A 12,270-nucleotide genomic window follows, 5' to 3' on the forward strand; every position below is an offset into this window, starting at 1 on the left:
CAGGGTGTTTGCAACGGGCTGCCGTGATGGCGACCGAGCCAAACCTCACCAGTGTCACGGGACGGGCACCCGGCCTTCACAAACGTCGGCCGACCGGGTCAAGCGCTGTACGAGTATCCTCTCAACCCAGGTTTTTTTCAATGCAGACGGCAACTTCCCCTGATGCACCTCAAGGGGTGCGTCAACTCGAGATCGGTCCGGAGCGGGACGGTCAGCGCATCGACAATGCCTTGATGACCCTGCTCAAGGGTGTGCCCAAGAGCATGATCTACCGTCTGTTACGTACCGGGCAGGTGCGCGTAAACGGTAAGCGCACCAAGCCCGACACCCGTCTCAGTCAGGGTGACATGCTGCGCATCCCACCGGTTCGGGTAGCGGAAAGGGCGGCAGGGCAGAAGGCATCCCTGGGGGCGATCGAGGCGGCGGCCAACGCCATCCTCTTCGAGGACAAGCACTTCCTAGTGATCGACAAGCCCTCCGGCATGGCCAGCCATGGGGGCAGTGGGGTCAGTCATGGGGCAATCGAGCTGCTGCGCCAGGCCCGCCTCAAGGATCATCTGGAGCTGGCTCATCGACTGGATCGCGACACCAGTGGCGTGCTGGTCTTTGCCCGCACTCGCGCCGGTTTGACTGGTCTGCAAGCGGCGATCCGTGCCGGCGAGGTGACCAAACAATACCTATGTCTGATGGTGGGCCATCCGTCCAAGGCGCGCTTCGACGTCAACGCACCGCTACAAAAGTCGATCCTGCAGGGCGGCGAGCGGATGGTGCGGGTATTGGAAGGTGGCAAACCCTCGCTCACCTTTTTTCGTGAGATGGAGCAGTACCCCGGCGCCCGCCTGATGCAGGCGACCCTGGGCACCGGGCGCACCCATCAGATTCGTGTCCATGCGGCCCATATCGGCCATCCGCTGGCGGGTGACACGAAGTACGGCGATCGTGACGCCAACAAGCGCTTTCGTGACAAGGGGCTGCATCGATTATTCCTGCATGCTTCCCATATGTCCTTCGAGCTGGACGGGAGAGCGTACGGATTCTCTGCGCCGTTGCCCGACGATCTGAAAAGCTTCCTTGATACCCTGGCCGCTAAAGGAAAAAGCGGGCGCTGACTTCCAGCGACCGCACCAGGCCGCCGACCAGTCCTGATTGGACCAGCAGCGCGCAAGTAGCGTGCGCCAGCCCGACTGTCAGCACGCTGCGCGAGCGCAGGAAGCACCATGCCCACCACAGCTCCGCCACCAGGCAAAGCTGCATCAACATGCCATTCGGGGCGTGGAGCAGGGCGAAGATCAGGGCCACGGCCAGGATTGCCAACTTGGGACGATGTCCCGTGATCTGCTCGAGGCGCCGCAACAGCACCACCAGCATCAACCACTGCTGCAGCCATGCCCAGCCGAAATAAGTCAGTACATGGACCGGCGGCAGTGGTTGCAGCTTGTGACCAGCTAGAACAATCAGCCAGAGCGTGACCGGTATGGTGATCAGCGGCCACAGCCAGTCGCGCCCATTCGACGGCCAGCGCCACAGGCACGGCAGATGGTGTCGCTCGATAAACAGCGCGTAGGCCAGGCCACCACTGAAGGCAAGCACCGCAAGCGGTGTCGCGTACAAACCCCAGTGAAGGCCCATCACCAGCCACAACGGCCCCAGCAGGCAGCCTGCCATCTCCAGCCAGGGACGCCATAGACCATGGGGTGGATGCGCTGCAAGCCATGCCAGCGCCATGAGATAAAACATGCAACCAACCCAGTTGGCGATAGTGTGAGACGTCGGTATGGCGGCCTGCGGCGTGGCGCCGGCAGGAACAATCAGCGCGGCGGGCCAGTGCGCACGCAACTCATCGCGCAAGGCCAGCATGGTTTCCGCGCTGATGCCATGGGGCAGCCGGAACTGCGGCATGGCGATGTTTTGCACAGACGCGCTGACTTGCTCGATATCGCTGTTGGGTAGATCAATCAGTACATCATGGGCATGCGAAGTTGGCTCCGTGGTCCATAACGCGATGGAAGACAGATGCAGCACCGCATGGGCAGGAATCTGCACGCGCAACCGTAGCATCTGCGCTACATCAGGTGGCTGGCAGGTGCCGCCATTGACGGATTGCCATGCCAGGCCACGCAAATCGATATGCAAGCTGCGAGTGTCCGGTGTCAGTGCGATGGCCGTGGGGGTCAGGCAGGTTGGCACGTGGCCGGTGCCCCACATCAATCCGAGCGTACCCGCTGCACTGCTTTGCAGTTGCGCTTGCAGGATCGGCCAGTGTGCGAGATCCAGCGCCCCATCTATCGGCAGGCCAAGTTCGAACAGCGTGCCATCCGTGCTGATGATACTTAGTGCTCCAGCATCACGCACCACTGTGGCATGCCCAAACGCGCGTCCGGCGATCAGGTCGCGCGGCTTGCGCAGATGCCATTGCCACAAAGGTTGATGGGATTGGAGCAGGGCGAACTGTTCGTTGGCTTGTTCAAGCAGCCGGATGGCTATCATGCGCGCCGCCACCCAACCCAGTGCGATGCATAGGATCACCGCGGCTAGCACGTAGCCGGCGAGTATTCCTACCCCTTGCAAGCGGCGCCGCTCGTCCAATGGGGGCGTCAGCGGGCGAGCAGGGCGTCGACGCGCGCAGCGCAGATGAAATCGTTCAACGACAGCCCACCCACGTCGTGCGTGGACCAGCGCAGCTTGCAATGGCCGTAGCCCGCCTCGATATCCGGGTGGTGATCTTCGTGATTGGCCATGAAGCCCACTGCATTGATAAAGCCCAGCGTATGGTGGAAGTTCTCAAAGCGGTAATCCTTCACCAAGGCATCACCTTGTCCGCTGACTTTCCAGCCATTCACCATCGACAGCAGTGCGGCAACAGCCGCTTCGTCCAACGCATGTTCCTTGCCTTTGCGCGGTTGGCAGTGTTGGGCGGCGAGCGGTAGGGTGGTCATAGCGATCTCCAAAGTCATTCGCTGAAGCGCCGAAACTGTACGCGAAAAATGCGAAATCGGATATTCAACGCGAAACAGGACTAAAATAGTGCTGTATGGCCCGACCATCCCGGGTCCAAAGAAAGATGATTCCGGAGCAGGCATGATCGAGATTTCCGAGCGCGCGCAGCAGCATTTCCTGCGCCTTCTCTCGCAACAGGGCATCGAAGGATTGGGTATTCGCCTGCGCGTCACCGCGTCGGGCACGCCCGCGGCCGATTGCGAACTGGAATTCTGTGAGCCGCAGGAACTCACCGGCGCTGAATGGACGGTGGAATGCAAGGGTTTTGATTTCCATATCGAAGGCGACAGCGCACCCTGGTTGGAAGGTGCCACCATCGACTTCGAGCCGAACCAGACCGGCGGTCAGTTGAATATTCGCGCTCCAAAGATCAAGGGCGAACTGCCGGGCTTGGAAGCGGGTCTGGTCGAGCGCGTGCGTTATGTGCTAGAGGCCGAAGTGAATCCACGCATCGCCGCACATGGCGGTCGCGTAAGCTTGCTGGAGATCGATGCCAACGGCGTGGTGTTGCTGCAATTTGGCGGTGGTTGCCATGGTTGCGGCATGGTCGACGTCACACTCAAGCATGGTGTGGAAAAAACCTTGCGCGAGCGCGTGCCGGAAATTACCGAAGTGCGTGATGCGACGGACCACAAAGGTGGCAGCCATCCGTATTACCGCAAGAAGGAGGGGCAGTCAGCGATGGGCTGAACGCTAGCGGTGTCGCTGACATGTCTTACCGAGTTGCTGGTCAATGACGGTGGAGGGGCTTTGGGTTTTACGAAAATTTGCCGCTCACCTTTCCAATCATGCAAAAAGCAAAAGCCCGCGACCTATGTCGTGGGCTTTTGTATTTCATCGATGCATGTCAAAGGCGCAATCGCCCTGAATATGCCCCTTCAACGTATCCAGCTTGGTCGGCATGGACGAGAAGTAAGCAGCGATGTCCTCGATATCCTGATCCGAAAGGTTGCTCACGAAACCCTTCATGATCGCATTGTCACGGCGGCCATCCTTGTACTCGTGCAAGGCTTGCTGGATGTATTCGTTGTATTGGCCGGCAAGGCGGGGATATTGCGGATCCACCGAGTTGCCGTCGGCGCCATGGCAGGCCATGCAGGCAGCCGCCCTGGTCTTGCCGTTATCCACGTTGCCGCTGGCTGGCCTTGGCGCCGAAGCCAGCGCAAGGGCCATACCGAACGAGAGCAGCGTAAGCGCGCGTTTCATGCAATGAAGTCCTCGGATCCCTTACTTCGGAGAAATGCTGGAGAGATAGGCGGCGATGTCCTCGATCTCCTGGTCGGAGAGGCTCTGCGCTTGCGCCATCATGGTCGGATGCGTGCGATCGCCTGATTTGTACTCGTGCAGTGCATTGATAAGGTATTGCTGGTTCTGGCCGGCAATCTTCGGCACCGGATATTGTGGATAGGCGTTGTTGGTGCCGGGAACTCCATGGCAACCATTGCAGGTGTAGATCAACGTGCGGCCATTGGCTTTGTCGCCATTGGCGTAGGCGGTGCTCGAGACGAGAACAGCGGCAGCAGTTAGGCCAAACAATTGCAATCGAGTCATCAAGAGGATCCCTACGGTTCCAGCGAATGCGCGCAACGCATTTGGCCGAGTATAGAGGCTGCCCCAGAGCGGTCAATGGGATGCAGCAACGACTGGATCGCGACAAAAAGCCGCGCTCTGTGCGATCACTCGGATGTTGGCGGGGTGTTCCAGGGGTTAGAACAGGCTCTTCAGAATATGAATGCCGGCGGCATATTCGCCAATGATTGTGCCCAGGCAGACCAGGAAGAAATTGAGCAAAGTGCGTGCGACGCGGTTGGTCCACCAGCCGCTCCAATGCACAATGTCATCGCGCAAGGTTTCGAAATCCGCCACGCGTGGGCGACGCACCCAGGCTTCGACCATCGCGCTGATCCCGCCAGAAGGAATGCCGGGGCGGAATGGCTTGATCGGTGCGGCAATAAAGGCCGCCAGGATACTCAGCGGATGCGCACGTGCCGCAAGCGCGCCCAGCGTGGCAAAACCGCCGGTGAACAGCACCCAGTCGCGCAGTGCCTGTGCACCGAGTGCGGTATTGCGATGGAAGGCATAACCAATCGCCGCAAACACCAGCAGCACCAGGCCGATGGCCAGCCATTTCGGCCATTGCGCCTTGGGTGGCGTTTGCGCCAGTTCGGCCACCGTTGCAGTCGGATCGGACTGTTGAATGCGCAGGTGTTCGCACATGCCCTTGAGGTGCCCGGCACCGATCACCACGAGCACCCGACACGGATTGGCAGTGATCGAGCTTCCTGCTTCTGCGCGCAGGCGCGCGGCCATGAAGGAATCGCGTTCGGTGATCAGGCTGCGATACAGCGGCGCCGATTCGCTGGCGAATTCGCTGAAGGCACTTTCCAGCATGTCACCCTGTTTGAGCTTTTCGATTTCTTTTTCGTCGATCGTTTCGCGTTCGAACACGCTGGCCAGCAGGCCACCAAGCAAGCCAAAACGCTGCCAAAAATTGACACTGTGCCAGGCACGCTTGAGCGTGGTGCCGACTTCGCGATCGATCAGCCACAGCGGAATATCGCGCTCGGCTGCACCATCCATCGCCGCTTTCATCTCGGCGCCGGGCTGAATGCCGTATTGGTCGGCCAGCCGTTTCTGGAAGGTGGAAAGGACCAAGCTCGCGGCCACCATGCCGGCCTTGCCCTGGCGGATCACGCGGAACAGATCCATTTGCTTGAAAGCTTCCGGATCGCGCATGCCCTGGGCGCGGCTTTCGCACAGCTCCACCGCGATGGCGTCGAACTTTTCGTTCGCCAGCAGCGCCTGCACTGCCTCCAAGCTACTGCGAGACACATGTGCCGTACCGAGCACCACATATTCCACCCCGTCGCGTTGCACGCGCTCGATCGGCTGGCCGTGCAGGCCGGGGTTAGGAAGAACGTCAGTCTCGGTGACACTCATGCGGTCGATGCAATCAGGGAAGGGGATGAGTCAAGCATGGGGATGCGGGAAACGCGGTGCAAGTCGGACATCTCCGACTTGCCAAACCTAACGCGCTGAAACGTCCTTAACTGCAACGTAATCAATCGCGGAAGCGGCGCAGCAGGTCGTCATAGGCGTCGATCCGGCGATCGCGCAGGAACGGCCAGATCCGGCGGACATGCTCGCTTCGCGCCATATCCACCTCCACCACCAACAGTTGGCGCTGGTCCGTGCCCGCCTGCGCCAGGAACTCGCCCTGCGGGCCGGCCACGAAGCTGCTGCCCCAGAACTGGATGCCAGCGCCCACGCCGGACACGTCCGGCTCATACCCGGTGCGGTTGCAGGACAGCAACGGCACCCCATTGGCGACCGCGTGGCCGCGCTGCACGGTGATCCAGGCATCGCGCTGGCGGTCTTTTTCGGCTTGTTCGTCGTTCGGATCCCAGCCGATGGCCGTGGGGTAGAGCAACAGTTTTGCATCGGCCAGGGCCATCAGACGTGCGGCTTCCGGATACCACTGGTCCCAGCAAACCAGCACGCCAAGACGGCCTACCGAGGTATCGATCGGCTCAAAGCCCAGGTCGCCTGGAGTGAAATAGAACTTCTCGTAGAACGCCGGATCATCCGGAATATGCATCTTGCGATACTTGCCGGCGATGTTGGTCGAGCGATCGAATACCACGGCGGTATTGTGATACAGCCCGGCGGCGCGTTTTTCGAACAGCGAAGCTACCACCACCAACTTCAGTTCTTCAGCCAACTTGCCCAGGCGCGTTGTGCTGTGACCAGGAATGGTTTCAGCCAGATCGAACTCGTTCACGGATTCGTGCTGACAGAAATACGGCCCGTTGTGTAGCTCTTGCAGCAGTACCAGTTCGGCGCCCGCTGCGGCGGCTTCGCGCAGACCGGCTTCAATAGCATCGAGATTCGCATCACGGTTGCCGCGGTGAGTCTCCTGCAGCAGCGCGACCTTGAGTGTCTGGCGGGTCATGCTCGTGTCCTGTTCGCACGCTAGCGAAAGGCCGTAGTGTAGCGGGCCAGGCCGTTACCGTCTTGCGACATGGCTCGAATCCATGCGCGGAAATCTTCAGATGGTAGTCGGTGCTGAGGAGGAGATAGTGCCCCGCATCTGGGTATCCACCACCGTGGCCGTAACGATATCGCTGCCCACGTTCACCGTGGTGCGCAACATGTCCAGGATGCGATCCACGCCCAGCACAATGCCAATGCCTTCCGGTGGCACACCGAACATCGCCAGCAGGCCGGCGATCAAGGGTAGAGAGCCACCAGGAATGCCCGCCACCGCCACCGCGCTCAGCACCGACAACAACATCAACACACATTGCTGGCCCACCGCCAGCTCCACACCGAAGGTTTGTGCCACAAACAGCACCACGCAGCCTTCAAACAGTGCCGTGCCGCTCATATTCATCGTGGCGCCGAGCGGCAACACGAAACCTACCGTGCTCGGTGTTAGCTTCAGGTCATCACGTGCCATGGCAATCGACGCCGGCAGCGAAGCGCTGCTGGAGCTGGTAGAAAATGCAGTGACGAGCAATGGGCGGATCTGGCGGAAATAACTGAACGGCGAACGTTTCGCCAGCAGGCGCAGCCACACCGACATGGTGCCGAACAAGTGCAAAGCCAGCGCAACGGTGCAACCGACCACGAATACGGAAAGCGTCAGCAGGATGCCGGCGCCTACTTTCACAATCACGCTGTAGATCATCGCCGGCACAGCATAGGGTGCGAGTTTCAGGGCGAAACCGACGATGCCGGTCATCACATCGCAGATAAGGTCCAGGCTTGCTTGCAGTTTCTGCCTCTTTTCATCATCCAATTGCGTGCCCGCGGCACCAACCAGAATCGCGAATACGATCAAGGGCAGCACATCGCCCAATACCGCCCGATGGTTGCCGACGAATGCGCCGAACAGATTGCGCGGCATGAACATATCCACCAGCAGAGCAAAGCTCATTGCCGGGCGCTCTTGGGAGCGTTCCACTGTTTGCCCGGCGCTGACGCCGTATTGCTGCATCAGCAGGTCTTTGGATGCAGGGTCAAGATGATGACCTGGCTGCAGTACATTCATCATGATCAGGCCGATGATCACGGCGATCACCATGTTGGCGGCAAACAACGCAAACGTACGCCATGCCAGCGGGCCCAGCCGATTCAGTTGGCCCAGTTGCACCACGCCAGAAGCGAGCGAGGCAAACACTAGCGGGATCACCACGAAGAACAACATGCGCAGAAAGATCTGTCCGAGCGGATCGAATACCGCGATCGATATCGACTGCATAGTCTTCAACACGCCTGGAAAAAATTGCCCCAGTCCCAGGGTGATGATGGCGGCGACCACACCGATGACCAGGCCCCAGAGAATGCGTGTGGCAAGTGAAGCGGATACGCTGCTCATTGGACGAATCCCTAACCAAAGTGGCGTAATGGCAAGTCAGCCTATGGACGGCGCCATTATGAAGGCGTGAACTCTCTTGCGCACGAAACAGCCCCTCTTTGCGGCGTAGGGGAGGGCTGGCGCGGGTCAGGCCATCCTGCCTTATGGCGAGTGCGAGCCGCCTCTCTGAAATGTCGAATCAGCCAGTCAGCCCCGCCGGTAGCTGCATCGTGATGCAATGCAGGCTGCCGTTCTGCCAAATCAGCGGACGGCAGGGTATTTGCACCATCACGCGCCCCGGGTGCGCCTCACCGATAATGCGTGCCGCTTCATTATCCATGGCATCACTGTAGGCTGGCACTAGCACAGCGCCATTGACGATCAGGTAATTCGCATACGACGCGGCCAGGCGACGGCCTTCGTCGATGATCGGTTGGCCCCAGGGCAGCGGATGCAGCGAGTACGGCTTGCCATCCGCCGTGCGCAACGCAGCGAGTTCTTCGCCCATGCGTTGCAATTCGTCATGATGCGTATCGCGGGTATCACTGCAGGCCTGGTAAACGATGCGATCACCCGGCGCAAAACGTGCCAGCGTGTCGATGTGGGCGTCGGTATCGTCACCTTCCAGGTAACCGTAATCGAGCCAGAGCACACGCTGGGCATGCAGGCCACGACGCAGGATCGCGCTCATTTCCTCGCGCGATTGCTCCGGGTGACGCTGCGTCAGGCAACGCCAGGTGGTGAGGATGGTGCCAGCGCCATCGCTTTCGATACCGCCGCCCTCCAGTGCCCAATCGATGCGCAGGTGCGCCGCCAAACCGAACACGCCGGCTTCGACCAGTCCGGCGATCAGTGCATCGTCCTGCGCGGCGTCGAACTTTCCACCCCAGCCGGTGAAGCGGAAATCGGTAAGTTGGAAGCGATTGCCGTCGCGCAAGGTGATCGGGCCGGAATCGCGCAACCAGGTGTCGTCATAAGGCAATTCGACGAAGCGGATGCGTGACAACTCCGCATCGGTACCTTGCAGCTTGGTCGTGACGTGGGCGCGCAGCGTCGCATCGGCCACCACGATGATCAGCGGCTGGAAGCGTGTCACCGCCGCGGCCAGTGCGACATAGGTGATCTCAACCTGATCAAGTCGCTCGGCCCAATCGGTATTGGCATGCGGCCAGGCAATCAGGACGGCAGCCTGCGGCTCCCATTCGGCCGGCAGGCGCAAGGTGGATTCGGTCATGGGGCGCACTCGCATAGGAAGGAATGCCCCGGAGCTGCACCCCGGCAGGCAAGCGCATCAGTTTACAGGCAGGGACGAGAGGCGAGTAGCGAGGGCTCAGTGCTTAACATCGAGGGAACGTCTAGGCTTGCGCCCTCGCAACTGCCCCTGGACTCTTGGGTCGATCAGTTCACCGCGTCAGGATTCCGATTATTGCCGGTCGGCGTATTCAGCACCGAATGGATGATGTGGCTGTTTTCGAAATACACGATGAAAGTGGCGTATTCCCAGCGATTGATCGTCGGATGCTTGGCCGAATCGCCGCCGCGTGGTGAAAGTTTGCGCAACGGGGCGCCGTATTTCTTCTCGACCTGGGCCATGGACAAGCCACGGGCCGGCAGATTCATGCTTTTCTCTTCCTGCACGCGTTGGGTCAGTGTCTGTTCGGCGTAGGCTGCCTGTGTCGCGGCAAGGCCGCTGGCGCTGGCGATCGCGGCCAGCAAGGGCAGGCGGTAACAGTGCTTGAACATGGTCCCCTCTCCGCGAAAAGCGTTGCCGCGTCGTTGTATCAGAACTGTCTGCACCATGCCATGAGCAAAACCGGCAGATGTGACTCAGGCATGCCCAGCAACCGTTATCATGTGTTGCTGCGGGCGCTCAGGCCCGGCCCGAGTCTGTTCCCATGATTGCGTTTCGCCACTTCGCCTTGCGCCGCGGCAGCCGATTGCTGCTTTCCGATATCGACCTGGTGATTCAGAGCGGTTGGCGCCTGGGGGTGATCGGCCGTAACGGTTGTGGCAAATCCAGCCTGTTTGCCGCCTTGCAAGGGCAATTGGAAGCCGATTCCGGCGAGCTCGACATGCCGACCCGGTTGCGTCTGGCCTCGGTGGCACAGGAAACGCCGGCCCTGCCCGATCCTGCTATTGAATATGTGATGGGCGGCGATGTGGAATTGGCCTCAGCCCTGCGCGACGAGCTCGACGCCCAAGCGCGCGGTGACACTGAAACCATGGCGCGTGCGCATCACCGTATCGAAGAACTGCATGGTTATGATGCACGGGCCCGCGCCGGACGCCTGCTGCACGGACTCGGCTTCAGTCCCGACACACACGAACGTGCCGTGTGCGAGTTCTCTGGCGGTTGGCGCGTACGCCTGAACCTGGCGCGTGCGCTGATGGCACCCTCGGACCTGTTGTTGCTCGACGAGCCGACCAACCACTTGGACTTGGATGCCGTACTGTGGCTGGAAGAATGGCTGCGCCGTTACCAGGGCACCTTGCTGGTGATTTCGCATGATCGCGAATTCCTCGACGGCGTGATCACGCATACGCTGCATTTGAACGAGGACAGGGCGAAGCTCTACACCGGCAACTACAGTGCGTTCGAATTGCAACGTTCCGAGCAATTGCGCTTGCAGCAGATAGCTCATGAGCGCGAGCAGTTCGAGCGCGCGCATCTGCAATCCTTTATCGATCGCTTCAAGGCCAAGGCCAGCAAAGCCAAGCAGGCGCAGTCGCGCATGAAACGGTTGGAAAAAATGGCCGGCACCGAGGCGGTGCGTGCGGAGCGTCCATTCCGTTTCCAGTTCGCTGTGCCGGACCGACTGCCCGATTCCATGTTGCAGTTGGAAGAGGTGGTCGCGGGTTACGTTTTGCCCCCTCTCCCCTCCGGGGAGAGGGCTGGGGTGAGGGGACATTCTGGCGATGAGCCGACATCAGCGCACCACAAAAATGTAGATGGCCGCGAGGTTGACCCCTCACCCCAACCCTCTCCCCAAGAGGTAGAGGGAGTAAGTGTGATCCTGCGCAACGTTCGTTTTCGTCTGGAGGCGGGCGAACGCATCGGTCTGCTCGGTCCGAATGGTGCCGGTAAATCGACCATGGTCAAAACCCTGGTGGGTGAACTGGCGGTACTGCGCGGCGAGCGCAAGGCGCACAAAGATCTGAAGATCGGTTACTTCGCCCAGCACACCGTGGAGAGTCTGCGCGAAGGCGCCAGTCCATTCGATCATCTGCAGGACAAGGCGCCAGGTGTGGCGGCGCAGATGCTGCGCGATTTTCTCGGTGGTTGGAATTTCGCTGGTGATCGCGCGTTCGAATCGGTGGACGGTTTTTCCGGTGGCGAACGCGCACGTCTGGCGTTGGCGTTGATCGCGTGGGACAAGCCCAATCTGCTGCTGCTCGACGAGCCCACCAACCATCTTGACCTGGACATGCGCGAAGCGCTGGCCGATGCATTGGCCGATTTCGACGGTGCATTAGTGCTGGTCTCGCATGATCGCCATCTGCTTGGCATGGTTTGCGACAGTTTCTGGCGTGTGGCCGATGGCAAGGTTGAGTCGTTCGACGGCGATTTGAATGATTATGCTCGCTGGCTGCGCGCACGTGGCAACGCACCCAGGAAAAACGTCGAAGCCGAAACCAGGCCGGTCGAATCCGCCGCCGATCGTCGTCGTGCCGCCGCGGCGCAGCGCGAGAATGAGAAGACCGCCCGCCAGCGCGTCAAGAAAATCGAAACGCGCGTCGCCGCGATTGATGCCGACCTCACTGCGCTGGAGCAGAAGCTGGCCGATCCGGAAACCTACAACGGTCCAACGACCGAACTGATGAAGCTCGGTCAGCGCCAGGCCGAACTGCGCAAAGAAAAGGAAACACTCGAAGCCGAATGGCTTGAGCTTTACGAGCTACTCGAAGCCTGAGCC

At 60.3% G+C, this 12,270-nt stretch carries 12 protein-coding genes; 3 read left to right on the forward strand and 9 right to left on the reverse strand.

The window, feature by feature from the left end:
- The first annotated feature begins 233 nt into the window (after positions 1-233).
- Positions 234-1,109: an RluA family pseudouridine synthase gene (locus EO087_RS00730; protein ID WP_240669218.1), complete on the forward strand. Its 876-nt coding sequence runs from the start codon at positions 234-236 to the stop codon at positions 1,107-1,109.
- Here the strand turns inward: EO087_RS00730 and EO087_RS00735 are convergent.
- Both EO087_RS00735 and EO087_RS00740 read right to left on the reverse strand, forming a co-directional pair.
- On the reverse strand, positions 1,087-2,568 hold the full coding sequence (locus EO087_RS00735; RefSeq protein WP_128897184.1) for a CPBP family intramembrane glutamic endopeptidase: 1,482 nt from the start codon (positions 2,566-2,568) through the stop codon (positions 1,087-1,089). The two genes, EO087_RS00730 and EO087_RS00735, sit on opposite strands and share 23 nt — an antisense overlap.
- Before the next feature lie 26 nt (positions 2,569-2,594).
- Positions 2,595-2,936: a 4a-hydroxytetrahydrobiopterin dehydratase gene (locus EO087_RS00740; protein ID WP_128897185.1), complete on the reverse strand. Its 342-nt coding sequence runs from the start codon at positions 2,934-2,936 to the stop codon at positions 2,595-2,597.
- 142 nt (positions 2,937-3,078) lie between these two features.
- Between EO087_RS00740 and EO087_RS00745 the strand changes: the two genes are divergently transcribed.
- On the forward strand, positions 3,079-3,687 hold the full coding sequence (locus tag EO087_RS00745) for an NfuA family Fe-S biogenesis protein (protein WP_128897186.1): 609 nt from the start codon (positions 3,079-3,081) through the stop codon (positions 3,685-3,687).
- Between the two features lie 144 nt (positions 3,688-3,831).
- Here the strand turns inward: EO087_RS00745 and EO087_RS00750 are convergent, their stop codons facing one another.
- The 7 genes from EO087_RS00750 to EO087_RS00780 all read right to left on the reverse strand — a co-directional run bounded on the left by EO087_RS00750 (position 3,832) and on the right by EO087_RS00780 (position 10,099).
- Positions 3,832-4,203, reverse strand: a complete 372-nt coding sequence (locus EO087_RS00750; protein WP_128897187.1) for a cytochrome c — start codon at positions 4,201-4,203, stop codon at positions 3,832-3,834.
- A 21-nt stretch (positions 4,204-4,224) separates the two neighbouring features.
- A complete protein-coding gene (locus EO087_RS00755; protein WP_128897188.1) occupies positions 4,225-4,548 on the reverse strand; it encodes a cytochrome c in 324 nt (107 codons plus the stop codon).
- A gap of 156 nt (positions 4,549-4,704) precedes the next feature.
- Positions 4,705-5,937: a TraB/GumN family protein gene (locus EO087_RS00760; RefSeq protein ID WP_128897189.1), complete on the reverse strand. Its 1,233-nt coding sequence runs from the start codon at positions 5,935-5,937 to the stop codon at positions 4,705-4,707.
- Positions 5,938-6,058: 121 nt separating this feature from the next.
- Entirely contained in the window at positions 6,059-6,949 is an 891-nt protein-coding gene (locus EO087_RS00765; protein WP_128897190.1) for a carbon-nitrogen hydrolase, read from the reverse strand.
- Positions 6,950-7,045: 96 nt separating this feature from the next.
- On the reverse strand, positions 7,046-8,377 hold the full coding sequence (locus EO087_RS00770; protein WP_128897191.1) for a dicarboxylate/amino acid:cation symporter: 1,332 nt from the start codon (positions 8,375-8,377) through the stop codon (positions 7,046-7,048).
- Positions 8,378-8,555: 178 nt separating this feature from the next.
- On the reverse strand, positions 8,556-9,590 hold the full coding sequence (locus tag EO087_RS00775) for an agmatine deiminase family protein (RefSeq protein WP_128897192.1): 1,035 nt from the start codon (positions 9,588-9,590) through the stop codon (positions 8,556-8,558).
- Positions 9,591-9,754: 164 nt separating this feature from the next.
- Positions 9,755-10,099, reverse strand: coding sequence for a hypothetical protein (locus tag EO087_RS00780; protein WP_128897193.1), 345 nt, complete (start codon positions 10,097-10,099; stop codon positions 9,755-9,757).
- Positions 10,100-10,251: 152 nt separating this feature from the next.
- Between EO087_RS00780 and EO087_RS00785 the strand changes: the two genes are divergently transcribed.
- Positions 10,252-12,267, forward strand: a complete 2,016-nt coding sequence (locus tag EO087_RS00785; RefSeq protein WP_128897194.1) for an ATP-binding cassette domain-containing protein — start codon at positions 10,252-10,254, stop codon at positions 12,265-12,267.
- Positions 12,268-12,270 lie beyond the last annotated feature (3 nt).

Origin of the sequence: Dyella sp. M7H15-1 (genome assembly GCF_004114615.1) — a bacterium.
In the GTDB taxonomy this organism is placed as follows: domain Bacteria; phylum Pseudomonadota; class Gammaproteobacteria; order Xanthomonadales; family Rhodanobacteraceae; genus Dyella_B.

Coding starts and splice junctions, on each gene's coding strand:
- EO087_RS00745 (WP_128897186.1), top strand. CDS start 3,079: ATGATCGAGATTTCCGAGCGCGCGCAGCAGCATTTCCTGCGCCTTCTC.
- EO087_RS00750 (WP_128897187.1), bottom strand. CDS start 4,203: ATGAAACGCGCGCTTACGCTGCTCTCGTTCGGTATGGCCCTTGCGCTG.
- EO087_RS00760 (WP_128897189.1), bottom strand. CDS start 5,937: ATGAGTGTCACCGAGACTGACGTTCTTCCTAACCCCGGCCTGCACGGC.
- EO087_RS00785 (WP_128897194.1), top strand. CDS start 10,252: ATGATTGCGTTTCGCCACTTCGCCTTGCGCCGCGGCAGCCGATTGCTG.
- EO087_RS00740 (WP_128897185.1), bottom strand. CDS start 2,936: ATGACCACCCTACCGCTCGCCGCCCAACACTGCCAACCGCGCAAAGGC.
- EO087_RS00730 (WP_240669218.1), top strand. CDS start 234: ATGACCCTGCTCAAGGGTGTGCCCAAGAGCATGATCTACCGTCTGTTA.
- EO087_RS00775 (WP_128897192.1), bottom strand. CDS start 9,590: ATGACCGAATCCACCTTGCGCCTGCCGGCCGAATGGGAGCCGCAGGCT.
- EO087_RS00770 (WP_128897191.1), bottom strand. CDS start 8,377: ATGAGCAGCGTATCCGCTTCACTTGCCACACGCATTCTCTGGGGCCTG.
- EO087_RS00755 (WP_128897188.1), bottom strand. CDS start 4,548: ATGACTCGATTGCAATTGTTTGGCCTAACTGCTGCCGCTGTTCTCGTC.
- EO087_RS00765 (WP_128897190.1), bottom strand. CDS start 6,949: ATGACCCGCCAGACACTCAAGGTCGCGCTGCTGCAGGAGACTCACCGC.
- EO087_RS00780 (WP_128897193.1), bottom strand. CDS start 10,099: ATGTTCAAGCACTGTTACCGCCTGCCCTTGCTGGCCGCGATCGCCAGC.